The organism is Kocuria coralli (assembly GCF_008831305.1).
Classification (GTDB): domain Bacteria; phylum Actinomycetota; class Actinomycetes; order Actinomycetales; family Micrococcaceae; genus Kocuria; species Kocuria coralli.
Genome location: NZ_ML708615.1, coordinates 24555 through 49473, shown reverse-complemented (window position 1 = coordinate 49473; position 24919 = coordinate 24555). Strand labels below are relative to the sequence as shown.

Genomic DNA, 24919 nt, shown 5'->3' with positions numbered 1-24919 from the left:
TGCGGTTGCTCGGGTGCGGTCGTCGTCTCGCGCGGGATCAGTACGCGAAGGCCAGGACGTCGTCCTCCGAACGCCTGCCACCCGGCGGGCCGTCCCCGTCGTCCCCATGGCCGTCCTCATCGCCGGCGTGCCCCAGCTGGGGCATGGCCGAGGCGACGCCACCGCGCACGTACTTGATCAGCAGCAGCAGCTCGACCACGAACAGTGCCAGGTAGACGCTGCCCAGCGCCGCGAGGGAGAAGATCACCTCTTCGCCCGTGATGCCTGGGGAGACGGCCGCCGCGGTGTACATGAACACCCCGTCGACGCCGCTGGGATCCGGGTTCGGGGCCACGACGAACGGCTGGCGCCCCATCTCCGTGAACACCCATCCGGCGATATTGGCCACGAAGGGCGCTCCGATGGAGGCCACCGCCAGCCACATGAGCGGTTTGGAGGCCGGAACCGTGCCCTTGCGCGTGAGCCAGAGGGCGACGGCGGCGAAACCGGTGGCGGCGACGCCGAAGCCGATCATGATCCGGAAGCCCCAGTAGGTGACCTCCATCAGGGGCAGGTAGTCGATCTCCTGCCCGGCGCGCTCCCCGTACAGCGGGTCGTCCGGGAGGTTGGTCCCGTAGGCCTCCTCGTACTCGGGGATCAGGGTGTTGACCCCGTCGACCTCGGTGGTGAAGTCCCCCTTGGCCAGGAAGGACAGCAGCCCGGGGATCTCGATGAGCCCCTGGACCTCGTCGCAGTCCTGCGCGCCCAGGTTGCCCACGGAGAGCACGGAGAAGCTGGTCCCGTCGTGGCAGGCCGCTTCGGCCGCCGCCATCTTCATGGGCTGCTGCTCGAACATCAGCTTGCCCTGGATGTCGCCGGTCGCCGCCACACCGGCGAAGCCGATCATGGCGGCCACCGCGCCCAGGCGCAGGGACCGGAGCCAGACGGCGTGGTCGGTCCTGTCCCGGCCGGGCAGCTCGGGGTTCTCGCCCACGATGACCCGCCCACCGGCGTCGACCGTGTCGATGCCGTCACGACGCCGCTGCCACAGGTGGTACCAGGCGATGCCGACGAGCAGGGCGGAGCCCACGCCCACGGCGCCGAACAGGGCGTGGGTGAAGGCTGCCATGGCGGTGTTGTTGGTCAGGACCGCCACCACGTCCGTCATGACCGGCCGTCCGTCGATCAGCTCGACCCCCACGGGGTGCTGCATCCACGAGTTGGCCACGATGATGAAGTAGGCCGAGGCGACGGACCCCATGACGGCGATCCACAGGCACGCGAGATGGACGCCCTTCTTCAGTCGGTCCCAGCCGAAGATCCACAGGCCGATGAACGTGGACTCGAAGAAGAAGGCCAGCAGCCCCTCCATCGCGAGCGGAGCCCCGAAGACGTCGCCCACGAACCGGGAGTACTCGCTCCAGGCCATGCCGAACTGGAACTCCTGGACCAGGCCCGTGGCCACGCCCATGATGAAGTTGATCAGGTAGATCTTGCCCCAGAACTTGGTCATGCGCAGGTACCGTTCCTGGCCGGTGCGCACCCACAGGGTCTGCATGATCGCGACCAGCGGCCCCAGGCCGAGGGTCAGCGGAACCATGATGAAGTGGTAGACGGTGGTGATACCGAACTGCCACCGGGCGATTTCCAGCGGATCCATACAAGACTCCCGTCCGGGGTGATGGCAGCCCGGACCTTCGAGGCAAGGTCCTTGAGGTCGCCTGGTAGGCGGCGCCCATCAGATGAAGGCCTGCGGGATCCACGCGGAGGGGACCCCGGTCACTCCGTAGTACATGAGAAATATATCGGTAATTTTACGGTCACGAGCCCCGGGCGGCCCCGCTTTGATCGTGACTGTCGTCTCATGACGGCGCGGGGATGCCGGTGCGATAGTACGGGGCCGGAACACCCGGCGAATGCAGAGGAATGGAGGTGCCGTCGCGCGGTGAACGTCGAGAACTCCGCCGGCACCGTTAGACTATGGCGAGGTACTTCACAGTAGCCATCGGGATGGCCTGGGAGAAGTCCCCGAAGAACGTCCGATCGGCATGGTCCTTCCCTTCCCCGTGGGGTCGCCGAGCATCACTGATATGAGCCTCAGAGGAGGAGTACGGGAATCATGACCACGCCGTCCGAGCGCAACACCCCGTCTGCCGGTCCGGAGACAACCTCCATCCAGATCGTTTCCGACATCCTGGCTCAGGCAGCCGGGCACCGGCTCTCAGAGGAGGAACAGGCCGCGATCGAGGCGCTGCCGCCCAGCAGCGCCCTGCTGGTGCAGGTCGATTCCCACGGCCAGTCGCATGGCCAGGGCTCCCGGTTCCTGCTCGACACCGACCAGGTCACCGTGGGCCGCCACCCCGAGGCCGACGTCTTCCTCGACGACGTCACGGTCTCCCGTCGTCACGCGGGCTTCATCCGCCGGGAGAACTCCTACGAACTGGTCGACGAGAACTCCTTGAACGGTACGTACGTCAACAACGACCGGGTGGACTCGGTGCTGCTGAACAACGGCGACGAGGTCCGCCTGGGCAAGTTCTGCTTCATCTTCTACCGTTCGACTCGCACCGCCGAGTCCCGCCCCTGACGTGAGTCCGACAGGCCCCCGCGAGTCCGCCGAATCCACACAGGTTCGGCGGATCGGCATGGGTGCCCTGCTCAAGGAACTGCAGTCCGACTTCCCGGACGTCACCGCTTCCAAGGTGCGTTTCCTGGAGGACCAGGGACTGCTGCATCCGGCCCGGACGCAGTCCGGCTACCGGAAGTTCTCACCCGAGGACCTCCAGCGGTTGCGCCGGGTCCTGGTCCTGCAGCGGGAGCGCTACCTGCCGCTCAAGGTCATCCGCGAGCTCTCGGACGCCGGCCAGCTCGAAGCGCTCGCCGACAGCGAGCCCCAGGGATCCGGTGATGACGACGCCGGTCAGGCGCCATCACCCTCCGGACGACAGGGCGAGACCTCCGCGGGGAGTTCCGGGCAGCCCGACTCCGCAGGAGCCGGACCGGCCGCGACGGCGCCGATGGCCGCGGCGGGGGATCACGCCGAGCCGCTGACCATGCGCGAACTGTGCCGCCAGTCGGGGGCGGGGATCCCCCTGGTCAGGGAGCTGATCAGCTTCGGCCTCATTCACGAGCGTCCCGGCGGCTTCGACCGGCATGATCTGGTGATCGCAGGCGCCGCCCGATCGCTGCGCGACCATGGGGTGGAGCCCCGCCATCTGCGCACGCTGCGGCAGGCGGCCGACCGGGAGATCGGGCTCGTGGAGCAGGCGATCGCCCCCGACGTCGCCAAGCGCACCCCCGTGGCGGCGCGGCGCGCCAGCGAGCGGGCCGGCGAGATCACCCAGTTGTGCCTGAGTATCCATGCCTCTCTGGTCGTGGGACGATTGGAGTCGGTGCAGGGCCGGTTGTCGAACGAGGACTAGGCCCGAGCCGGGAAGCCGGACGCGGGTTCAAGCGTGAGCCCGCAAGGACTGGAACGGGGTGGCCCATCATGCAGCGAGAACATCTCATGGACATCGCCGGGGTGCGGCTGGACGTCCCCTCGTCGCAACCGGTGGTGGTCCTTCGGGAGGCCCAGGGACGGCGGCACGTGCCCATCTGGGTGGGGACCAACGAGGCCACGTCCATCGTCTTCGCGATCCAGGGGGTGGAGCCCCCGCGGCCGCTCACGCACGACCTGCTGCTGGACGTCGCCAGGACTCTGGGCCGCAGCCTCGAGAAGGTCCGCATCCACACGGTCGAGGGAACGGTCTTCCACGCGGCGCTGGTCTTCGACGACGGGTCCGTGGTGGATTCGCGTGCCTCCGACGCGATCGCCCTGGCCGCCCGGGTGGATTGCCCGATCCTGTGCTCGGACGCGGTGCTGGAGCAGGCCGGCCTGGTGATGACCGGCGACGGCGAGCTCCGCGAGGACACGGACGACGCGTCCCCGGGCGATACGGGCGAGGGCACCGAGCAGGAGATGCGGCAGTTCCGGGATTTCCTGGACACGGTGGATCCGGAAGATTTCCTCAAGTGATCTTGGCCGCTTCCAGGGAGCGGCCAAACACCCTCGTGGGGCCAGATTCCAGGGCTCGTCCGGGTCGGCGCAGCCTGCCGGCGCCCGCGACACGATTGCGTTGGAGGCCGGGGTCTTTGATTAGCGTGCCCGGCCCGTCTACCGTCACAGTCAAGTTGGTTTTTTGTCAGGTTCCCTGCCCCGTGCCGAGGCTCATCAGCCGGCTCCAGAAGACCCGCCACCACCGTCAAACATGCCGCTGCTCTCCCCATCGGAGCGGCGCCAAGCCCGGGAGGATCCGCGTGAAGGACACCGATCACGTCGATGCCCCGCTTGCCGAAGAACTGCAGCTCCCCGTGTTCACCTCTTTGTCAGGGGGCACCCAGGGCGTGCTTTTCGACGACGAGCGGCAGGCGCTCGATGACACCGTCGGTTACCGCGGTGCCACCGCGTGCAAAGTCACGGGTATCACTTACCGACAGCTCGATTACTGGGCCCGTACCGAGCTCGTCGAACCGACCGTGCGCAGCGCCAAGGGCTCGGGGACGCAGCGTCTGTACAGCTTCCGCGACATCGTGGTGCTCAAGATCGTCAAGCGCCTGCTGGACACCGGGGTCTCCCTGCAGCAGATCCGCTCGGCCGTCGTGGCCCTGCGGGTCCGCGGCATCGAGGACCTCGCCCAGCTCACCCTGATGAGCGACGGCGCCTCCGTCTACGAATGCACCTCTCAGGAAGAGGTCATCGACCTCGTCCAGGGCGGCCAGGGCGTCTTCGGAATCGCCGTGGGCCGGGTCTGGCGTGAGGTCGAGGGAAGCCTGGCCAGTCTGCCGGAGGCCAGCGGCGACGGCGAGGCCGCCGAGTACGCCGGGGACGAGCTCTCGGCCCGGCGGGCGCGCCGGCAGCAGAACGTCTCCTGACGCCCGGCCGCCTCACCCGGCCTCACCGCACGTCAGGTTTCACGGCACCCCTGCACTCTGCTCGGCTGTCTTCATTCACCTGTCTTCATTCACCGGCGGATGCATGCTCCTCCGCTGGCGCACCCGTGGCCAGCAGCCCCCTCAGAATCTGCGTGTAACGATCCGCGAGGTCCTCGGCGTCGGCTCCGGGCCACCGGTGGATGGGCCAGGCGGAGCCCTGCGCACGCTGCCAGACCTGGTTCTCCGGGATGACGGGAGCCACCAGCAGCGGCCCGAAGAGCTCGTTCAGCTCATCGACCCGGAAACGGTGCTCGCGCGCGTCCGGGTGCACTCTGTTGACCACGACCCCCGCTGAACCCACGGCCCGCGGGCTGTCCCGCTCGAAGTGGGCGATCGCCGTCATCGTGCGCTGAGTGCCGGCCACGGAGAACAGGGAAGGCTCCGCGACGGAGAGCACCTTCGTCGATGCGGCCCAGGCCATCCGGGTCAGGGCATTGAGGTTGGGCGGGCAATCGATCAGCACCAGCTCGTAGTCGGCCGCCATGCCCTCCAGGGCGCGCACCAGGCGGGACAGGTCCGCAGCACGGTACGTCGAACGATCCAGTGGCGATGACGCCGAGGAGCCCGGTGCTACGTCCAGTCTCCGCTTCCCGCCGTCGCCGGTCTCCCGCGTGACCCAGGGGGAGGAGACCGCGACTGCGCGTATGGCGCCGGGCTTGCTCCGCCTGGCCAGCACCCTGCCGACATTGAGCTCGGAGGTGGCGTGCACTCCCAGCCCGGTGGTCGCATCGGCATGGGGGTCGAGATCCACCACCAGGGTGGGGACCCCGTCGGCCAACGCCGCGGAGGCGAGCCCGAGGGTGACGGAGGACTTTCCTACTCCGCCCTTGAGGCTGGAGACACTGACTATCTGCACGGGGTCCTTCAACTGGTGGCGGGCGGGACGGGCGCTGAGCTCTTCGATGAGCCCCGGAGCATCCTAACGAGGCCGCCCGGGCACCCGGGCGGCAGGCGTAACCTTCTGGCGGACCTAGGATAGTCAGATGCGCAGGCACGACGTGATCATCATCGGCTCCGGGTCCGGGAACTCGCTGCTGACACCCGAATACGACCAGCTGGATGTGGGCCTCATCGACGGCGGTACCTTCGGGGGTACCTGCATCAACGTGGGCTGCATCCCCACGAAGATGTACGTGTACCCGGCGGAGGTCGCCCAGTCCGGCCGGGAACTGGGCCGGCTCGGCGTGACGGTGGGCCCCGCCGACGTGGACTGGCCGGCGATCAGGGACCGGATCTTCGGCCGGATCGATGCGATCTCGGCCGGGGGACTGGAGTACCGGAAGTCGCTGTCCAACGTGACCGTGTACCAGGAGTACGCCCACTTCACGGGGCCCAAGACCCTCGTCACGGCCTCGGGCGAGGAGCTCACTGCCCCCGTGATCGTCGTGGCCTCCGGATCCAGGGTCACGGTCCCACGGATCCCTGGCATCGACCTGTCCCAGGTGCACACCTCGGACACCGTCATGCGCCTTCCGTCCCTGCCGGAGCGCATCGTGATCGTCGGCGGCGGGTACATCGCCGCCGAGTTCGCGCACGTGTTCCACGGCCTGGGCTCCCGGGTCACCCAGCTGAACCGTTCCACGCGGCTGCTGCGCTCCCACGATGCCGAGATCGCCGAGCGCTTCCGCGAATGCGCCTCCAGCCAGTGGGACCTGCAGCTGGGATGGGCGCCGGAAGCCATCACGGACAACGGCGACGGCTCCGTCACCGTCCGTTCCAGCGGCAGGGACGAGAACGGCCAGGAGTCGACCCGTGAGGACGTCGCCGACATCGTGCTCATGGCGACGGGCCGACGGCCCAACACCGATCTGCTCAACCCGTCCGCCGCCGACCTGGCCGTCGATCCCGGCAGCGGGCTGCTGCGCGTGGACGAGTACCAGCGGGTCCTGGCGACGGACGGCAGCGTCCTCGAGGGCGTCTGGGCGCTCGGGGACGTCTCGTCGCCCTCGCAGCTCAAGCACGTGGCCAACCACGAGGCCCGCGTGGTCGCGCACAACGCCCTGCATCCCGACGAACTGGTGGCCTCCGATCACCGCTACATCCCCTCGGCGGTCTTCACCCACCCGGAGATCGCCGCGGTGGGTATGACCGAGGAACAGGCGCGGGAATGGGCGGACCGGCACGGCACCCGGATCACCATGAAGTCCCAGGCCTTCGGCGATGTCGCCTACGGATGGGCCATGGAGGACCGGACCGGCATCTGCAAGGTGATCGCGGACGGGGCCACCGGCGAGCTGCTCGGCGCCCACCTGATCGGCCCGCACTCCTCGATCCTGATCCAGCCTCTGATCCAGGCTATGAGCTTCGGTCTGGGCGCGCACGAGATGGCCCGTGGTCAGTACTGGATCCACCCCTCCCTGGCGGAAGTCGTGGAGAACGCGCTGCTGGGCCTGGAGCTCGACTAGGCCGCTGGCAGCCCCGGTCCGCCCGCTGCGGCGGACCGCGCCGCCGACAGCCGGGGCGTGGGGCGGTTCCCGATGCCCCGCGGGACGCTTACGAACGCGTGCTCGCCGCGGCGTGCTCCTCGGTGGCCGGGGCGGTCTCTCGCTCCTTCAGGGCGCCGGAGACCAGGACCGCGATCAGGGCGCACAACGGGACGATCAGGATGGCCAGCCTCAGCCCCACGGAGTCGGAGATCACGCCCACGAGCGGGGAGACGATCAGGAACGCGGTGCGCAGCAGCCAGCCCGCCAGCGTCAGGCCGGCCCCGGGTCGCAGCCCGGGCACGGAGTCGGCCGCGTGGAACGCCGAGGGAACCAGCGTCGCGCAGCCGAAGCCGGCCAGGGCGAAGCCCAGGATGGCCACCGCGGGATGCGGTGCGACCGCCACGACTCCCACGCCCGCGGCGGCCATGGCGGCGCCGGCCTGCGCCATCCGGACCCGGCCGAACCGGTCGACCATGGGGTCGCCCAGCAGCCGGCCGATGAACTGCGCCGCCATCATGGCCACCAGGCCCATGCCGGCCGCCGCGGCGGGGGTCTCGAGCACCCGGATGAGATAGAGCGTGGACCAGTTGATGCCCAGGTCCTCGACCATGGCCCCGGCGATCGCGATGACGCTGATCATGACCACGATCACCACGGGACGGATCTTCGAGGACGACGGCGACGGCGCATCGGCCGCGGCGTGCGGCGCGGGCCGGGGGCCGTCGTCGGGATCGACCACGACCCGGCGCGGGCCGCCGATCTCGGCGCGCTGGAGTGAGAAGCGCTGCGCCACCAGGGCGAGCGCCGCGAACAGCAGCCCGCTGAGGCTCAGATGCAGGGTGAGCGGGACGCCGAGGGCCACGGCGGCGGAGCCCATGAGACCGCCGAGCATCGCCCCGAGGCTCCAGATGGCGTGCATCGAGTTCAGGATGGACCGCCCCATGGTCTTCTGCAGGTCGATGGCCTGGGCGTTCTGAGCCGTGTCCACGATCGCGTCCAGCATGCCCGCCAACGCGATCGGGGCGACATAGGCGGCCAGGAGCCAGGCGCCGCCCCCGATGCCACCGGCGATGCTCGCGACCGCCACCAGGGCGGCCAGGAGCGCCGAGCCGATCCCGGCGACGGGCCCGGAACCGAAGCGGCGCATGAGCGGAGCCGGAGCCATGCCCGAGAGGATCGAGCCCAGGGGCATGGCGATCACGAGGAAGCCGAACTGCGTATTGGTCAGCTCGAACGCGTCCTTGACCTCGGGCAGACGGGGCAGCAGGTTGGCCAGGACGGCGCCGTTGACCAGGAAGAACCCGGAGATGGCCACCCGGGCCACCTTGAGGCGCTGCGGCGAGGGCGGTGTCTGCTGACCTGCTGTCATGGTGCGGGACTCCTGCGAGTTGGCGATCGGAGACGATCAGGGATGATCGGTGAAGGGGCGGTGAAAGGGCGGGGAAGCAGCCGGGAGCGTGCGGGGCCGGCTGCTAGACGACGGCGCCGTCGTCGCCGTCGTCTCGGTCCTCGGGCAGCTTGCGCAGCAACGAGGCGATCGAGGAGATCACCACGGCGAGTCCCGGAACCCACAGCCACCACGGCAGACCGTTCATCATAAACGCCAGGACCACCATGACGACAGGCACAAGGACCAGCACGCCCCACGCCGTCATCGTCCCGGAACTGAGCCCGAGGGTGACGTCCCCGGGATCCGGCGGCTGCCAGTCCTCGTCGGGGTCCTCCGCCAGCTCGTAGTCCCGTGGCCCGTCCTCTTCCAGCTCTTCCAGGCCGTTCTCGCCGAGAGGGCCGTGCGCCGGCCCCCGGAGCCGTTCGACGATCTCCTCCCAGGCCCGCTCGTCGGCATGGGGATCGCGGTCCGGCGTGCTCACGTGAGGTCGCCTCCGGTGCCGGGGGACGCGGCCGGGTCCGCGAGCGGCAGCCCCGTGATGGGGCACAGGCCCGCGGCCACGGCGTCGACGAACCTGCCCGTCCGGGCGTTGACGACCCCGGCCTCGTGGTCGAGCGTGGTCATGTGATAGCTGCGGGGCAGCACCACGGTCTCCACCGGCCCGGAGCAGCGGCGCATGATCCGCTGGTGGGAGGCGTCGGAGACGATGTGGTCCTGCCGGGACCGGAGCACCAGCACCGGGGCCTGGATCCGGCCGAGATCCCTTGTGGTCACGGCCATGAGCTCGTTCAGCTGGACCACGCCCGCCACGGGAGTCCGAGGGTAGGCGTGCTCGCTCATACCCGGCCTGGCCACGTCGTTGCCGATCCCGGCGGTGGAGGTCAGGAAGCGGCTGACGAGCTTCGCCGCCCGTGCGTCCCGCCGGTGCAGTGACAGTGCGGGGTTCACCACGACCACGCCGTCGACGGGGCGGCGGCCCGCCGATCCGGTGGCGCGAGCGGCGCCCGGGCCCTCGGTCTCGCGCCCGAAGTCCTGGGCGAGACGCAACGCGAGGGCACCGCCCATGGAGAGCCCGGCCACCACCACCCGGTCGTGCTCGGCCTGAAGCTCCGCGAGCTCATCCGCCGCGTGGTCGTACCAGTCCCGCCAGGTGGTCCGGCCCAGGTCCTGCCACGTGGTGCGGTGCCCGGGCAGGGCCGGTGCACTGATCGAATAGCGGGGTGAGAGGCTCAGCGCCCAGTCGCGGACCCCGTAAACGGCTCCGGTGAACCCGTGCAGGACCAGGACGCCCACGCTGGCGTCGTCGGAACGGCCCGGGCCCGCGGGCGCGGCGCTCTGCCGCGGAATCCGGAAGGCCAGCCGCGGCTCGGCCTCGGTGGGCAGAGCCACCCCGCCGGAGGCGTCCGCGGAGGAGGTAGTCGGATCGTGAACGGCATCGGTCATGCACCCATGCTCTCATTGCCGGGGTGCGTTCCCCCACGCGCAGCGCGCGGTGCGGGAGCCCGCGCCGCTACCGTCCCGGGAGCGATGTGTGACGTGAGATACTGCATCGGAATCGCTCACGGACCCACCGCCGTCGTGACCTCAGCGGGATGCGGTATTCGCCTGAAAAGTTGGAGGAGTGCGGGCCACATGGTCTACATGTTCCTGAAGGACTGGGTCGTGACCCCGATCGTCAACCTCGTCTTCCGCCCCAAGGTCGTCGGGGCCGAGAACGTCCCCGCCAGCGGCCCGGCGATCCTCGCCAGCAACCATCTGTCCGCCTCGGACCACATCTTCATGCCGATCGCCGTGAAGCGGCAGATCTTCTTCCTGGCCAAGTCGGACTATTTCGTGGGGAAGAGCCTCAAGGGCAAGGTGGTGGCCTGGTTCTTCCGGGCGATCAACCAGATCCCCATGGATCGGTCGGGAGGCCGGAAGTCGGCTGCGTCGTTGTCCGCCGGGGGCAGGAAACTGGCCGAGGGGGAACTGCTGGGAATCTATCCGGAGGGGACCCGGTCCCACGACGGCCGTCTCTACCGGGGCAAGATCGGGGTGGCCCGGCTGGTGCTGGAGACCGGCGCCCCGGTGATCCCGATCGCCATGGTGGGAACGGATGTGGTGCAGCCCCTCGGCACCGCCTTCCCCGCCCCGTGGCGGCAGAAGAACGGGTTCCGGGTGACCACCATCTTCGGCGAGCCCATGGATTTCTCGCACCTGCGCGGGCGAACCGACGAGCGCGAAGCGGCGCGCCAGATCACCGACGAGATCGTGCACGCCATCCAGCGTCTCTCGGGCCAGGAGTACGTCGAGGCCTACGCGGCCGACGTCAAACGCCGGCTGGCCAAGAAGCCGGGGCGCACGACCTGAATCCGCCAGCCGCCCCGTGCTCCCGCCGGCCGTCGGCTGAGGTAGCGTAGATGCCGCGTGCCGACGAGGGAGAGGCCGGATGACCCCGTGCTCCCGCCCGCGCCGGCCCACATCACACCCCTGCCACGGGAGGCCGCCTCGGTGGCCGGCCCGGGGCTTCGACTCAAGGACGCAATACCGTGACCCAGGTTTCCGTAGACACCTCTCAGCTGCCCTTCCAGCCCGGCCCCAAGCCTGCGGCTGACACCTATGGGCTGGATGAGTGGCGTTCGCTGCGCGCGGACCAGCAGCCCACCTGGGCGGAGCACCCGGATTTCGACGCGAGCGTCCAGGAGCTCTCCATCGTCCCGCCGCTCGTCTTCGCGGGCGAGGTCGACACGCTGAAGGCGCGTCTGGCGGAGGTGGCCGAGGGCCGTGCGTTCTTCCTGCAGGGCGGCGACTGCGCCGAGACCTTCGACGGCGCCACGGCGGACAAGATCACCGCACGGGTGAAGACCCTGCTCCAGATGGCCGCCGTGCTCACGTACGGTGCCTCGATGCCCGTGGTCAAGATGGGCCGGATGGCCGGGCAGTTCTCCAAGCCGCGATCCTCCAACGAGGAGACGCGCGACGGAGTGACGTTGCCGACCTTCCGCGGTGAGATGGTCAACGGCTTCGACTTCACGGAAGAGGCACGTGCCCACGACCCCCAGCGCATGGTGCGCGGTTACCACACCTCCGCCTCCACCCTGAACCTGATCCGGGCGTTCACCGGCGGCGGGTTCGCCGATCTGCGCCACGTCCACTCCTGGAACATGGGCTTCGCCTCCAACCCGGCGCACTCCCGCTACGAATCCACGGCCCGGGAGATCGACCGCGCCGTGAAGTTCATGGAGGCCTGCGGCGCCGACTTCGACGCGCTCAAGACCACGGAGCTGTTCACCGGCCACGAGGCGCTGCTGCTCGACTACGAGCGGGCGCTGACCCGCATCGACTCCCGCACGCACCTGCCCTACGGGACCTCCGGGCACTTCCTCTGGATCGGCGAACGCACCCGTGGCCTGGAGGACGCGCACGTGGACCTGCTCTCCCGGCTGCAGAACCCGATCGGCGTGAAGCTCGGCCCCTCGACCTCGCCCGACGATGCTCTGGCGCTCATCGACAAGCTCGACCCCGATCGCATCCCGGGCCGCCTGACCTTCATCACCCGGATGGGCGCGGCCAAGATCCGGGAGAACCTCCCGCGGGTGGCCGAGGCCGTGGAGAACTCCGGGGCGAAGGTCGTATGGGTGTCGGATCCCATGCACGGCAACACCGTCTCCACGCCGTCGGGGTTCAAGACCCGTAACTTCGACGACGTCGTCGACGAGGTCCGCGGCTTCTTCGAGGTGCACCAGGCCATCGGCTCCCACCCGGGCGGCCTGCATGTGGAGATGACCGGCGACGACGTCGCCGAGTGCCTCGGCGGATCCACCGCGGTCGACGAATCGCAGTTCGCCGACCGTTACGAGACCCTGTGCGATCCCCGCCTGAACCACATGCAGTCCCTCGAGATCGCGTTCCTGGTCGCGGGATACCTGGCCCGCGAGAGCTGAGGCGACGCGACCTGACCGTGTGGTCGGCCGGATGCTCAGATGACGCGCAGCGTGATGACGGTGCCGTCCTGAGACTGGCCGACCACTCGGCCCAGGTAGCCGCCGGCCACGTCTTCGCGTTCGACGGTGAAGCCGAGCTCTTCGAGCCGTGACGTCGCGTCGTCCGCGGTAGAGCCCACGACACGCGGAACCTCGGCGGGCTCGGCTCCCGCGGAGACGGTGAGGTCCACGGCGGAACCCTGATCCAGCTGCGTGCTGACGGCGGGGGAGACCGCGATGACCGAACCCTCGGGAGACTCCGAGAACTCGCTGCTGACCGACCCGGCGGTCAGCCCTGCGTTGTCGAGACGGGAGGTTGCCTCGTCCTGGCTCAGCCCCTCGAGCGCGGGGACGGATACCTGCTCGGGTCCCGTCGAGACCAGGATCGACAGCTGTTCGCCAACCCGCATCTGCGTGCCCTCGCCGGGGCGGGTGCCGATGACGGTGCCCGCTGGGACCTCGGTGCTGGCCTGCTCGTACACCCTGACGTTGCCGAACCCCTGCTCGCCGGCGAGAGCCTCAGCCTGCTCGGTGCTCGTTCCCTGAACGGAGGGGATCTGCTCCGTCCGCAGGCTCCCCGACCCGAGGAGCCATCCCAGGAAGCCCGCCAGGGAGACCAGGAGCGCTGTCAGAGCCAGGATCACGACGATCCGCAACGGGGCGAAGGACGTGAGGCGCACGGTCGGCTTCGCGGGGTCATCGGACCGGCTTTCCACCAGGGCCCCGGAGGCGTCCGTGTCCGCGGCCTCCTTGCCGCCTATCCGGCTCGAGAGCCGGCCCCATGCCGAGGGCATGGCGCCTGACGACGAGTCCCCGGGATCGCCGGCGGATCTTTCCCGGTCCGTGGCCTTCCCGGCCTCGTCCGTCAGTGCGGAGATGCTCGTGGTGTCGTCGAAGACGCCCAGATCCCGTGCCGATGGCGTGCCGGCGGGGGCTCCTGCCGCGGGCGCGGTGGTGCTCATGATCTGGGTGGCCGGCGGAGCCGGTGCGCTGTCACCCGTGCCCGGTCTCACGGGGGTGGCGGGGTCTGGTTCCGCCGTCGTCGATATGGCCTCCGTGGGGCCGGCCGGATCCGTCCACGGCGTGGCCTGGCCGATCGCTTCGGTCCGCCCGATCGCCTCGGTGGGAGCCTCGCCCTGCCGGAGGCCGCCGAGATCGCGGAGCTCTTCGACCGGCCCGGTGGCCGGAGCGGAGTCGGGCAGCACCGAGGCCCCTGGATCGGCCAGCACCGGTGCGAGCGGCCCCGGGCCCTGCTCCCAGCCGGCGGGCACGTGGCTCAGGGCGGTCTCGTCCAGCTCCAGACGGAGTCTGGCGAGCTGGGCGACCATGACCTCGGCGTCCGCCGGGCGGTCGCCGGGCGACTTCGACGTCCATCCCGCGACCATCGCGGACACTCCCTCGGCTATCCCCGGCACCGCGTCGGAGAGAGCGGGGACGAGGTCCTCGGCCTGGGCGCGGGCCATCATCAGGGGGCTGCCCTGGAAGGGGCGTTTGCCGGCGAGCATCTCCCACGCCAGGATCCCCGCCGAATACACGTCGGAGCGGGTGCCCACCGGCTGCTCCTTGACCAGCTCGGGGGCGGCGTAGGCCACCGTGCCGAGCACGGCGCCCGTGGTGGTGTGCTGATCGGCGCCGCGGGACAGGCCGAAGTCCGCGACCTTGACCGTGCCGTCGGTCCGCATGAGCACGTTCTCGGGTTTGATGTCCCGGTGCACCAGGCCGACCCGGTGGGCGCTGGCCAGCCCCTCCAGGATCGGAGCCAGCAGCTCCAGCGCCTGACCGGGCGTCAGGAAGTGCTTGCGGTTCAGGACGTCGCGGAGGGTGCCGCCCTCGACGAACTCCATGACCAGGAACACCAGGCCGTCGTCGGTGCGGCCCTGGTCCAGCACCGCGACGACATGGGGATGGGACAGCCGGGCGGCGGCGCGGGCCTCGCGCGCGAAACGACCCACGAAATTGGGGTCTTCGGTGAGGTGGGGGTGCATGATCTTGACCGCGACGGTGCGATCGAGGCGCTCGTCGACGGCGCGGTAGACACCCCCCGTGCCACCGCGGGCCATGCGGGGGCCCACGGTGTACCGGCCTTCCAGCACGGTCCCGGTCAGGTGATCTTCATGAGCATTTTGCACATGACAACACTAAGTCAGTGCCCTGGATGACCGCTGAAGCCGCCGATCCTGTGTCCGTGGGCCCGCCTCCCGTCCCTCCGGTTCCCCGGGGGGCAACGGGACGACGGCGGGCCTCAGGAGCGCTCCCAGGCCTTGAGCTTGGCCTTCACGTCCGAGACGTAGCTCTTGGTGTCCGGGTACATCCCGTACTCCTGAACGCCGTGCAGTCCCTGGTAGTAGGCTCCGATGGCCTCGTCCCGGCTCTCCGCCCTCTTGCCGTGCTCGCGGATGATGGCCACCCCCGCGATCACATTGTCCCGGGGGTCCAGCAGATCCAGGTCCCGGCCCACCAGGCCCTCGGCCCACTCGCCGGCTGACGGGATGACCTGCATGGCGCCGACGGCGTTGGCGGGGGAGACCACCTGGTGGTCGAAGCCCGATTCCTGCTCGGCATGCGCGAGGGCCAGGGCGGGATCGACGCCCATGTCGGTGGCCGTGGAGCGCACCAGATCCTGCACCTGGGCGGGCGACACGGACGGGCGTTCGCCGAGCTGTTCGAGCTGCTCGTTGGCTGCGGCGACGGTGCGGTCGTCGTAGTCGTACCCCGGGAAGTCGTTGACCACCTGCGCGGTCCCGCCGTCGCCGGCCCGCTCATCCCGGTGATCCGGCTGATCGCCACCGGTGCCTGCCGCGTCGTCGGCCGGAGCCGGGATCTGGAGCACTCGCCCCGGTTTCAGGCTCTCCGAGACGTCCAGATCGTTGGCCTCGATGATCTCGGCCACGGTGACCCCGTGGCGGTGGGCCAGGTCCCAGAGCGAGTCGCCGGGCACGACCTCGTAGTCGAGGCCCGATCGCGCCGGGTCCTCCGCCCGACCCCCGATCTGGTCCTCGGCGTGAACGTCATGGGGATCCTCTGCAGCGCCCGCATCGGGGCCGGGGGCCTCGGGGGCGGGTTCCTCATCGGGCGGGCTCAGGCGCAGGTGCTGCCCCGGCTCGAGGGCGGCGTCACCGGAGAGATCGTTGTACTCCATGAGCTCGTCCACGGAGATCCCGTGCGCCGTGGCAACCGACCACAGGGAATCTCCGGGCACGACGGTGCGGACCGGGCCGCTGGGTCTCGGATCGTCCTGGGTGGCAGCGGGCTGTTCCGCCGCGGGCTGGGCGTGAACGGCGGGGGCCCCGCTCAGGCTCAGGGCGGCCAGGGCCGCCATGGTGGTCGCTGTGCGGGTGGCGTGGACTCTGTAAGGGCGCGCCGAAGAATCCGACCGCGTTGTCTCGCGCTGCGGATCGTGGCCCTCGGTACTGCGGTACATGCGGAGATGACCTCGGGGGACTTGGGGAACGGCCAGGGGAAGCGAACATGGCCGCGGTTCCCGAGGGTACCCGGTGGCGGTGCGGACCTCGGACAGCACGCGCCGGGAGTCCTCGCCACCAACGCCGTGCGCAGCGCGTTCCCGGTCACGCCGGGGTGCCGATCCAGCGCGCCACGTGCGTGTCGGCGGGCCGCCGTGGCACCCTGGTCTCCGTGAAGAAGTCACAGCATCGTCAAGAAGATTTCACCCCTGAGCAGTTCGACGAACTCGCCGCCCTGGTGGAGACCTGGATCACCATCCCCGACGTCGCCGAGGCCATGGAGGTGATCGTCACGCGGGTGCACTCGTGGGTCGACGAGGGTGCGGTCCTCGCCTTCCGCGACCCCTCCGACGGGGTCCGCCGAATCCCTGCCGTCCTGACGGCAGACGGGAGGCTGCTCGATCCGCTGCATGGGACCGTCTCCGTCCTGCGCGATTCCGGCTTCACGGACCTCGAAGCCGCGATCTGGCTTCTGACCCCCGACGACTCCCTGCCGGGCCGGCCGATCGACCTGCTGCATGCCGGTCGCAAGACCGAGGTCCGGCGCCGGGCCCAGGCCATGGCCTGGTGACCCCTCGCCCGGCTCGTCCGGGCGCGCAGGTCACTTGTCGCGCTTCACCGCGGCCCTGGCGATCCCCAGCAGGGCGGCCTTGGCCAGGGGATCCGTGGGCAGGCGCTCGAGTTCGGTGAACGCCCGGTCGGTGAGCCGGCCGACCATGTCTTCGGTGGCCGCCAGTGCACCGCTGCGGCGCAGGGCCTCCCGGGCGGAGCGCACGTCGTCGTCCTGCAGGTCCTGGCGGCCCAGGACGGAGGAGATCAGGGCGGCGTCGTCGTGGTCCGCCATCTCGAAGTGCAGTCCGATCACGGCCGTCCGCTTGCCCTCCCTGAGGTCGTCCCCGGCCGGCTTCCCGGTCGTGACGGGATCTCCGAAGATCCCCAGGATGTCGTCGCGCAGCTGGAAGGCCTCGCCCAGCGGCAGGGCGAAGGCGCGGCACTGCTCCACGAACTCCTCCGGGGCGGCGGCCAGCAGCGCCCCGAGCGCCACGGGATGCTCGGCGGAGTACTTGGCCGACTTGAACCGGAGCACGTCCAGAGCCCGCTGGACGGTCAGCTCCCGGGGGACGTCCGGCCCGGCCACCTCGGCGTGGATGTCCAGGTACTGCCCGATCATGACCTCGGTCCGCATGGTCGCGAAGTCGGCGGCGGCCTCGGCGGGATGGCCGGCCATGGCCAGGGCGCGGCTGAAGAGCTGCTCGGACCAGGTCAGGGCCATGTCGCCGACCAGGATCGCCGACGAGGTGCCGAAATGGGGTGCCTCCAGGTCCCAGCCCCGCCTCATGTGGATGGCCTCGAACCACTTGTGCACGCTGGGCATGGACCTGCGGGTGTCGGAGCGATCGATGACGTCGTCGTGGATCAGCGCCGCTGTCTGGAACAGCTCCAGGGAGGCCGCGGCCACCACGGGGATCTCCGACTCCCTGGCGCCCCCGGCGGCCCGCCAGCCCCAGTAGAGCAACTGGGCCCGAAGCCGCTTCCCGCCCGTCGACAGGGCCGCGACGGCCTCGACGAGGGGCAGGGCGGCATCGGTGATCTCCGCGGCCTCCCGGGTCTGGAGCTCGAACCACCGGGACAGCTCTGCCGAGAGGCGCTCGAGAAAACCGTCGGTCTCCGCACTCACCCTTGTGTTGTCGGAGGTGGATGCGATGCTGTCCTGAGACACTGCGGGCTCCTAGCGGCTACGCGATGGCAGTAGAGGTTGATGGCAGTAGAGATTTCGGTATGTGCGCAGGTCCTGGCGGGTCTGCACCCGTTCAGGGTAGACGAAGTCCCTTGCCGGACCGGGCACCGGTCCGCAGCCGCAGAGGAATTCGCACTCGCACAGGGGAGGGGTAGCAGTGGCCACGGAGGCCGACCTCGCCGCGTGGCGGCGCACGGCGATCATGCACGTCGACATGGACATGTTCTTCGTCGCCGTCGAACTGCTCGAGCACCCCGAGCTGGTGGGCAAGCCCGTGATCGTGGCCGCGCAGTCCAACCGCTCCGTGGTGCTCTCGGCCTCCTATGAGGCCCGTGCTTTCGGGGTCCGATCCGGCATGCCGCTGGCGCGGGCCCGGGCCATGTGCCCGCAAGGCACCGTGCTGACCCCCCACTATGAGGCCTACCCCAAGTACTCGCAGGCGATCATGGACCTGTTCCACGAGATCACCGACCGCGTGGAGCAGATCAGCGTCGACGAAGCCTTCCTGGACGTCTCGGGAGCTGTGCGGCGGCTGGGGCCGCCCGTGCGGATCGCCCGTCTCCTGCGCCGGCAGATCCTGGAGCGCACGCGGCTGACGGCGTCCATCGGCATCGGTGCCACCAAGACCCTCGCCAAGATCGCCTCCACCCGTGCCAAGCCGGACGGGCTGTTGCTGGTGGATCACCAGGACACGGTGGCCTTCCTGTCGGAGCTGCCGGTGAACGCGCTCTGGGGAGTGGGGGAGAAGACGGCCAAAGTGCTCCAGGGCGCCGGGCTGCGCTACGTCGGGGATCTGGCCGAGCAGTCTCCCGCCCGTCTGGCCCACCTGGTGGGACCCGCGGCGGGAGCCCACCTGCATTCCCTGGCCAACGGGCACGATCCGCGCCCCGTGACCCCGGTCCGAGAGGAGAAGAGCCTGGGCGCGGAGGGCACTTTCGAGCAGGACGTCGATGACCTCGACCTCATCCGCCGTGAGCTGCTGAGCCTGTCCCACAGGACGGCCGCCAGGCTGCGCTCCCACCGGCTCAGGGCCAGGCGTGTGGGGCTGAAGCTCCGGTGGTCGGATTTCACCACGATCTCCCGGTCGCACACGGTCGGGCAGCCGTTCTCATCGGGTCATGATCTCTACACCCACGCTCATGAGCTGCTGTCCCAGGAGCTTCCCCTCCCGGCGCCTGTGCGGCTCATCGGCGTCCGTGCCGAGCATCTCGAGGACGACGACGCCGCCGTGCAGCTGAGCCTCGACGGCCGGGAAGAGGACTGGACCGCGGTGGAGACCGCCATGGACAGGGCCCGGGAACGGTTCGGCGACCTGGGTCTGGGGCCGGCCTCGATGCTCGGTCACCGCGGCACCCGGAACCGTCGGCAGGAGGGCGAACCGACGCAGTGAGCGGGCTCGGCCCCTCGTCGCGGTCCTCCCCGATGCCGGTCGCGGAAGCGGTCTCTGCACGGGAGCTGCCAGTTCTCTCCACAGAGTTTCGCGGACATACCGTGACGGGCTCCAGGAGGGTAGTCTTGTAACCAAGATGGTTGACAGGGCGTAGAATCTTAACCCCTGGATGCCAAACGGGCTCACCAGTTCTAAGGAGGGACGTCGTGGCTCTATCGGAGCGAGAGCAACAGCTGCTGGCCCAACTCGAGCAGCAGCTAAATGCTGACGATCCCCAGTTCGCCAGCCAGATGGACGCGCGGCCGGTCCGGCCGACGTTCTCGACACGAGCGATCGTGCTCGGAGCCGTTCTGGGTGTGATCGGTCTGGGAGTCGTCATCGGCGGGGTGATGGCGAACTTCGTCCCCTTGGGTGTCCTCGGATTCTTGATCATGGCGTTGGGCGTCTACTGGGCCAGCATGCATGGCGCCGGAAAGTCCAAGCCGAAAGCGGAGAACGGTCCCAAACCCAAGTCCGGGCCTTCGCCGCAGAGCGCCAAGCCGTCAACGTCGTCGGGCTTCATGCGCAATCTCGAGAACAAGTGGGATGAACGCCGTTCCAGCGGCCAGTAGCAGCACAGCCGGGAGGAAGACTCCCGCCGCCGGATGACCTCCGGCACCAAGGCCTCGGACCTTCATGGTCCGGGGCCTTCTTCGTGCCTCTGCCGATCCTCTCGTGGCTTCCCTCCCACCGGCCGACTCCTCACGCCTTCTAAGTCCTCCACCTCACCCCCACACGGCCTCCACTACGCTCCACAGGCGGTTCCACCCCGCTGCGACCAGCACGAATGCCGCATCGCCGGTGTCCGCGCCCAGGTGCCGGGCAGACCGATTTCGCCCAGTCGAGGGCGTCCTGCGTTGACCGGGGAGGAAAGTGGAGTAAAGTGGGGGACAGGAGAGAGGCAGAGGAGGAATCCTTTCGGACAGAGGCGGTGAGCATGTTCCTCGGGACGTACTCACCACGCCTGGACGAGAAGGGGCGTCTGATCCTTCCGGCGAAGTTCCGCGAGGAACTCTCGGACGGTCTGGTGCTCACTCGCGGACAGGAGCGGTGCATCTACATCTTCAGCGCCGCCGAGTTCGAGAAGGTCCACGAGCAGATGAGGGCGGCCCCGTTGTCGTCCAAGCAGGCCCGTGACTACATCCGCGTCTTTCTCTCAGGCGCCTCCGATGAGGTGCCGGATAAGCAGGGACGGGTCACCATTCCCACCCCGCTACGTCAGTACGCAGGTCTCGATCGGGAACTGGCCGTCGTCGGTGCCGGCTCCCGGGCAGAGATCTGGGGCGCCCAGGCATGGGAGCAGTACCTGGCGGAGCAGGAGTCGGCGTTCTCCGACACGGAGGACGAGGTCATCCCGGGGCTGTTCTAGAACAGTCCCTGCAGCAACCGAATAGCTGTCATCGCGCGTGGTCGTACACCGCATCGGGATCTCCGTGACGAGATCTCCACCCGCACTGCCGCCACTGTCCTGACTCACCTTCCCCTGAGCCAGGCCGGATTCGAGAGGCGGTCAGCGGGCGGGGTTCTGGTCTCGTAGCTCACGGTGCGGTGTTCGTCTTGGGAGCCCGACTCACCAGTATGCTGATGCACCGAAAACCCCGCATGCGATGGCGCGTGTCTACCCCCCGCCCATCCCGGGCAGCCGGTCTCTAGGAGCAGATATGTCGGATGCAGCGCGCCCTACCTCCGAGCGGCACGTTCCGGTGCTGCTGGACCAGTGCCTGGATCTGCTGGCGCCGGGACTGGAGGGCCGGAGCGAACCGGTCGTCGTCGATGCCACCCTGGGCATGGGCGGCCATTCCCAGGCCATCCTCGAGCGCTTTCCCGCGGCCCAGCTGGTCGGAGTGGACCGTGACCCCATGGCCCTGGCGCTCGCCGGTGAACGCCTCGCCCCCTACGGCTCCCGGTTCCACCCGGTGCATACGACCTACGACGAGATCCCCGAGGCACTCGAGCGCTGCGGCTTCACCCGGGCCGACGGGATCCTGTTCGACCTGGGCGTGTCCTCCATGCAGCTCGACGAGCGCGAGCGGGGATTCGCCTACTCATACGACGCCCCGCTGGACATGCGCATGGACGCCACCGCGTCCCTGACGGCTCGCGAGATCCTGGCGACGTACTCGGAGGCGGACCTGCGCCGCATCCTGCGGGACTGGGGGGAGGAGCGTTTCGCCGGCCGGATCGCGCGCGCGATCGTTCAGGCCCGCCAGAGCGAGGAGCTGACCACCACGGGCGGGCTCGTCGAGGTCATCCGCACCGCGGTGCCCGTAGCGGTGCAGCGCAAGAAAGGGCACCCCGCCAAGCAGACCTTCCAGGCTCTGCGCATTGAAGTTAATCAGGAACTTGAAGTTCTGACCCGCGCGATTCCACGTGCCCTGGATGTTCTCAGCCTCGGCGGGCGAGTCGTTGCCATGAGCTATCACTCGCTGGAGGACAGAATCGTCAAACGGGAACTCGCCGCTCGTTCCGTGTCCACAGCCCCGAAGGGCCTGCCGGTCGAACTGGAGGAGCACAAACCGACGTTCAAGATCCTCACCCGTGGAACGCACACCCCCACACCGGAGGAGATCGAGGCCAACCCCCGGGCGGCTTCGGCAAGGCTCCGCGCAGCAGAGAGAATCAGAAGCAGGAACACGTAAATGACGCAACGCAAGGCAAAGGCTCCCTCGCCCGGCCCCCAGGGCAGGCAGGGCCGCCTTCAGCGACTGCGCAGCCGGATTCGCGAGGCCCGGCCGGGGGCCGCTGCCGGACGGGCGATCGCCCGCCGCCGATGGTCGAAGTTCATGCCCATCGTGGTCGCCGTCATGGCGATCATCGCGACTCTCACGGTCATCCTGCTGCTCAACGTCAGGATCAGCGACGGTCAGTACCGGCTGGTGGAGTTACGGGCCCAGGAGCGCTCGCTGGCCCAGGAGGCCGAGGCTCTTACCCAGGACCTTGAGTTCTACCAGGCGCCGCAGAACCTCGCCCGCGCCGCTTCCGACGAGGGCATGGTCTCCGCCACCTCCGAAGGCGTCGTGGACCTGACCAGCGACGAGGTCACCGGCGACCCGGAGCCGGCCGCGGCCGGTGAGGACAACGACGTCCTGGTGGATCAGCCCGTGCAGCGCGGATCGGCCGTGGCCGACCGCGCCGCGGCCCTCGCCAGGGAACGACGCGACGCCCTGCCGGAAACGCAGGCGCAGGTGGACGAGCAGCTTCGCGCGGCGAACGACGCCGAGTCCGAGGTCGACCTGCACGGCGGGTCCATCCCCGCCCCCCAGCAGCGGACGCCGTCCAGCGCCACGGCCACCCCGTCGCCGTCGGGAGTCCCCACCGGCGCCCCGGCGCAGGACGGAGACCAGGTCCAGGACGACCGGGTCCAGGACGACCAGGCTCAGGACGACCAGGCCCAGGGCGACCAGGCCCAGGGCGAGCAGGCAGCAGCCGAGCCCGCCGCGCCCGCCGGGGGTGGCCAGTGAGCGAGACGAACGACTTCGACGGCGCGCGGGACGGATACGCGCCCTTCACCAATGAGCAGGTCAACCGGCGCGAGTTCATCGGGCTGGTCCTCGGATTGGTCGCGCTGGTGGTGCTGGCCGTGCGCCTGGTCTGGGTCCAGGGCATGGACCTGAGCGGCCGGGCGGCGAACGCGGAGAACGCCCGCCTGCGCCGGGAGGCGCTACCCGCGCTGCGCGGTGAGATCCTGGACCGGAACGGCTCCGTGCTCGCCCGCAGCATCCAGCGTTACGACATCGCGGTGGACCAGACGCTGGTGGGCGATATCACCGTGCGCAACCCGGACGGCTCCTCGGAGACCAATACCGTCCTGGACACCATCCGGGACCTGGCGGACATCCTTCAGATCCCCGACGAGGACGTGAAGAACGCCCTGGACGGGGACGCGAACTTCGAATACCTCTACCGCGGTGCCACACCCGAGCAGTGGAACTCCGTCCGGGATCTGCAGCTGGGCTACGTGACCGCGGAACCGGTGTCCCAGCGCAGCTACCCCAACGGTCAGCTGGGCGGCTCCGTGGTGGGTTTCATGGGCGGTGACAACGAAGCCCTCGCGGGCATCGAGCTCTCCCAGGACGACCTGCTCAGGGGCGAGGACGGCAGCAGGGTGTTCGAGATCAGTGCCGATGGAGTGCGCATCCCCGTCGCCCCGCACGACGAGGAGTCCCCGGTCGACGGATCGAATATCCAGCTGACCCTGGACCGCGACGTTCAGTTCTACGCCCAGGAGGCCGTGGCGGAACGGGTCCAGCAGCTCAATGCCGACTGGGGTACCGCCGTCGTCCTGCGGGTATCGGACGGCAAGGTGCTCGCCCTGGCGGACTCCAGCATGGTGGACCCCAACGATCCGGGGCGTACCGACGACGAGAGCGACTACTCGCCCCGGTCCGTGAGCGCGGCCGTGGAACCCGGCTCCACCCAGAAAACGCTGACGGCGGCCGCCGCCCTCGAGGAGGGCAAGATCGAGCCCCTCAGCGAGGTGCCCGTCCCCGCGGAGCTGACCATCGACGGACAGACGTTCACGGACTCCTTCGACCACGGGGCGGAGGACAGGACGTTCGCCGGGGTGATCGCGGACTCGATGAATACTGGCACTGTCGAGGTGGGCCGGGAGCTCAGCCCGGAGCAGCGCTACGAGTGGTTGCGGAACTTCGGCGTCGGGGCCGCCACCGGTATCGAGATCCCCGGCGAGAGCACCGGCCTGCTGGCCGACTGGACCGCGTGGGACACCCGGCAGCAGTACACGGTGCTCTTCGGGCAGGGCGTCTCCCAGACGCCGTTGCGCACCGCCACCATCTTCCAGGCGATCGCCAACGGCGGGGTCCTGGTCGAACCGAGGATCGTGGAAGCGGTGATCGACTCCGAGGGGACCCGGACCGCCCCCGACCCCGCCGAGCCCCGGCGAGTGGTCTCCGAGGAGACGGCCGCCGAGGTGCTGGAAATCCTCGAGTCCGTGGTGACGGTCGGCGGCGCGCCGGACGCCGCCGTCGAGGGTTACCGGGCCGGCGGCAAGTCAGGCACCGCGGAGTCCCCCGGGGAGCGGGGCGGCTACGACGGCTACACCACCTCGTTCGTGGGTATGGCGCCCATGGAGGACCCGCAGTACATCGTCGCGGTCACGCTGCAGCGCCCGGAGGGAGACGTCCGCACCATCGGCGCATCGGGGGTCTTCAGCCAGATCATGGGAGAGGTCCTCAGGCACTACGGCGTCAGCCCCTCCACCACTGAGCCCGTGGCCCTTCCCAAGTTCTTCGGCAAGGACGCCGGTCGCAACGAAGGGACTGCGTCTGGTTGACCCCCGAACCGATGAACCCGAACCGATGAACCCGAACAGAGCACGGGCAAGAGAACACGGGAGGAGAAAACGCAGGGCTCGCCCGACGTGTACGGCCGAGGCGGGACGAGATCGCTAGACTCGGCTGAAGCCCGGAACGGACCCCCGCAGCCCTCCCCGCCATGGTCGATGCACGGAGCCTGGCCGGAGGGCGGACCCCGTGCGTATCGAACGTTCGAAGAGCAGAGCCGGCCCCGTCCGGCACCATGTCAGGCATGTCAGGAAGGA

The 24919-nt window shown here is 69.4% G+C and carries 22 protein-coding genes; 14 read left to right on the top strand and 8 right to left on the bottom strand.

The features are described from left to right. Positions 1 to 37: 37 nt before the first annotated feature. Positions 38 to 1639: a cytochrome ubiquinol oxidase subunit I gene (locus tag FCK90_RS06365; RefSeq protein ID WP_158033468.1), complete on the bottom strand. Its 1602-nt coding sequence runs from the start codon at positions 1637 to 1639 to the stop codon at positions 38 to 40. Positions 1640 to 2098: 459 nt separating this feature from the next. Between FCK90_RS06365 and FCK90_RS06360 the strand changes: the two genes are divergently transcribed. The 4 genes from FCK90_RS06360 (at position 2099) to FCK90_RS06345 (ending at position 4893) form a co-directional block, all read left to right on the top strand. Continuing rightward, positions 2099 to 2566 (top strand): FHA domain-containing protein, encoded by a 468-nt coding sequence (locus tag FCK90_RS06360; RefSeq protein ID WP_158033467.1) that lies wholly within the window; start codon positions 2099 to 2101, stop codon positions 2564 to 2566. A gap of 58 nt (positions 2567 to 2624) precedes the next feature. Continuing rightward, positions 2625 to 3401, top strand: coding sequence for a transcriptional regulator FtsR (gene ftsR, locus FCK90_RS06355; protein WP_158033466.1), 777 nt, complete (start codon positions 2625 to 2627; stop codon positions 3399 to 3401). A gap of 68 nt (positions 3402 to 3469) precedes the next feature. Further along, positions 3470 to 3997 (top strand): bifunctional nuclease family protein, encoded by a 528-nt coding sequence (locus FCK90_RS06350; RefSeq protein WP_158033465.1) that lies wholly within the window; start codon positions 3470 to 3472, stop codon positions 3995 to 3997. Positions 3998 to 4320: 323 nt separating this feature from the next. Beyond that, on the top strand, positions 4321 to 4893 hold the full coding sequence (locus FCK90_RS06345; protein WP_158033604.1) for a MerR family transcriptional regulator: 573 nt from the start codon (positions 4321 to 4323) through the stop codon (positions 4891 to 4893). Positions 4894 to 4978: 85 nt separating this feature from the next. Here FCK90_RS06345 and FCK90_RS06340 read toward each other — a convergent pair whose 3' ends face one another. Beyond that, the gene (locus tag FCK90_RS06340; RefSeq protein WP_158033464.1) at positions 4979 to 5809 is read right to left on the bottom strand and encodes a ParA family protein; all 831 of its coding nucleotides are present in this window, start codon (positions 5807 to 5809) and stop codon (positions 4979 to 4981) included. A 127-nt stretch (positions 5810 to 5936) separates the two neighbouring features. Here FCK90_RS06340 and FCK90_RS06335 point away from each other — a divergent pair, with 127 nt between their 5' ends. After that, entirely contained in the window at positions 5937 to 7358 is a 1422-nt protein-coding gene (locus FCK90_RS06335; protein ID WP_158033463.1) for a mycothione reductase, read from the top strand. Positions 7359 to 7446: 88 nt separating this feature from the next. Here FCK90_RS06335 and FCK90_RS06330 read toward each other — a convergent pair whose 3' ends face one another. The 3 genes from FCK90_RS06330 to FCK90_RS06320 form a co-directional block, all read right to left on the bottom strand. Next, entirely contained in the window at positions 7447 to 8748 is a 1302-nt protein-coding gene (locus FCK90_RS06330) for an MFS transporter (RefSeq protein ID WP_158033462.1), read from the bottom strand. Positions 8749 to 8851: 103 nt separating this feature from the next. After that, positions 8852 to 9250, bottom strand: a complete 399-nt coding sequence (locus FCK90_RS06325; protein ID WP_158033461.1) for a hypothetical protein — start codon at positions 9248 to 9250, stop codon at positions 8852 to 8854. Further along, positions 9247 to 10212, bottom strand: coding sequence for an alpha/beta hydrolase (locus tag FCK90_RS06320; RefSeq protein ID WP_158033460.1), 966 nt, complete (start codon positions 10210 to 10212; stop codon positions 9247 to 9249). The genes FCK90_RS06325 and FCK90_RS06320 overlap by 4 nt, the downstream gene beginning before the upstream one ends. A 189-nt stretch (positions 10213 to 10401) precedes the next feature. On the opposite strand from FCK90_RS06320, the gene FCK90_RS06315 reads away from it, so the two are divergent. Both FCK90_RS06315 and FCK90_RS06310 read left to right on the top strand, forming a co-directional pair. Next, a complete protein-coding gene (locus tag FCK90_RS06315; protein ID WP_158033459.1) occupies positions 10402 to 11118 on the top strand; it encodes a lysophospholipid acyltransferase family protein in 717 nt (238 codons plus the stop codon). A 179-nt stretch (positions 11119 to 11297) separates the two neighbouring features. Beyond that, complete coding sequence (locus FCK90_RS06310; protein WP_425481690.1) at positions 11298 to 12692, top strand: class II 3-deoxy-7-phosphoheptulonate synthase; 1395 nt, start codon at positions 11298 to 11300, stop codon at positions 12690 to 12692. A 35-nt stretch (positions 12693 to 12727) separates the two neighbouring features. Here FCK90_RS06310 and FCK90_RS06305 read toward each other — a convergent pair whose 3' ends face one another. Next, on the bottom strand, positions 12728 to 14860 hold the full coding sequence (locus tag FCK90_RS06305; protein ID WP_158033458.1) for a protein kinase domain-containing protein: 2133 nt from the start codon (positions 14858 to 14860) through the stop codon (positions 12728 to 12730). A 113-nt stretch (positions 14861 to 14973) separates the two neighbouring features. Next, a complete protein-coding gene (locus FCK90_RS06300) occupies positions 14974 to 16152 on the bottom strand; it encodes a lytic transglycosylase domain-containing protein (RefSeq protein WP_158033457.1) in 1179 nt (392 codons plus the stop codon). A 212-nt stretch (positions 16153 to 16364) separates the two neighbouring features. Here FCK90_RS06300 and FCK90_RS06295 point away from each other — a divergent pair, with 212 nt between their 5' ends. Next, on the top strand, positions 16365 to 16763 hold the full coding sequence (locus FCK90_RS06295) for an Rv2175c family DNA-binding protein (protein ID WP_158033456.1): 399 nt from the start codon (positions 16365 to 16367) through the stop codon (positions 16761 to 16763). Positions 16764 to 16793: 30 nt separating this feature from the next. Here FCK90_RS06295 and FCK90_RS06290 read toward each other — a convergent pair whose 3' ends face one another. Continuing rightward, entirely contained in the window at positions 16794 to 17912 is a 1119-nt protein-coding gene (locus FCK90_RS06290) for a polyprenyl synthetase family protein (RefSeq protein ID WP_158033455.1), read from the bottom strand. A gap of 175 nt (positions 17913 to 18087) precedes the next feature. Between FCK90_RS06290 and dinB the strand changes: the two genes are divergently transcribed. The 6 genes from dinB (at position 18088) to FCK90_RS06260 (ending at position 24652) form a co-directional block, all read left to right on the top strand. Continuing rightward, positions 18088 to 19320, top strand: a complete 1233-nt coding sequence (dinB, locus tag FCK90_RS06285; RefSeq protein ID WP_246180040.1) for a DNA polymerase IV — start codon at positions 18088 to 18090, stop codon at positions 19318 to 19320. A gap of 206 nt (positions 19321 to 19526) precedes the next feature. After that, a complete protein-coding gene (locus FCK90_RS06280) occupies positions 19527 to 19931 on the top strand; it encodes a DUF3040 domain-containing protein (RefSeq protein WP_158033454.1) in 405 nt (134 codons plus the stop codon). 365 nt (positions 19932 to 20296) lie between these two features. Next, positions 20297 to 20728, top strand: a complete 432-nt coding sequence (gene mraZ, locus FCK90_RS06275) for a division/cell wall cluster transcriptional repressor MraZ (protein WP_158033453.1) — start codon at positions 20297 to 20299, stop codon at positions 20726 to 20728. Positions 20729 to 21020: 292 nt separating this feature from the next. Further along, positions 21021 to 21998, top strand: coding sequence for a 16S rRNA (cytosine(1402)-N(4))-methyltransferase RsmH (gene rsmH, locus FCK90_RS06270; RefSeq protein WP_158033452.1), 978 nt, complete (start codon positions 21021 to 21023; stop codon positions 21996 to 21998). Beyond that, positions 21999 to 22820, top strand: coding sequence for a cell division protein FtsL (gene ftsL / locus FCK90_RS06265; protein ID WP_158033451.1), 822 nt, complete (start codon positions 21999 to 22001; stop codon positions 22818 to 22820). Beyond that, positions 22817 to 24652, top strand: a complete 1836-nt coding sequence (locus FCK90_RS06260; RefSeq protein ID WP_246180039.1) for a peptidoglycan D,D-transpeptidase FtsI family protein — start codon at positions 22817 to 22819, stop codon at positions 24650 to 24652. The genes ftsL and FCK90_RS06260 overlap by 4 nt, the downstream gene beginning before the upstream one ends. The last annotated feature ends 267 nt before the right edge of the window (positions 24653 to 24919 follow it).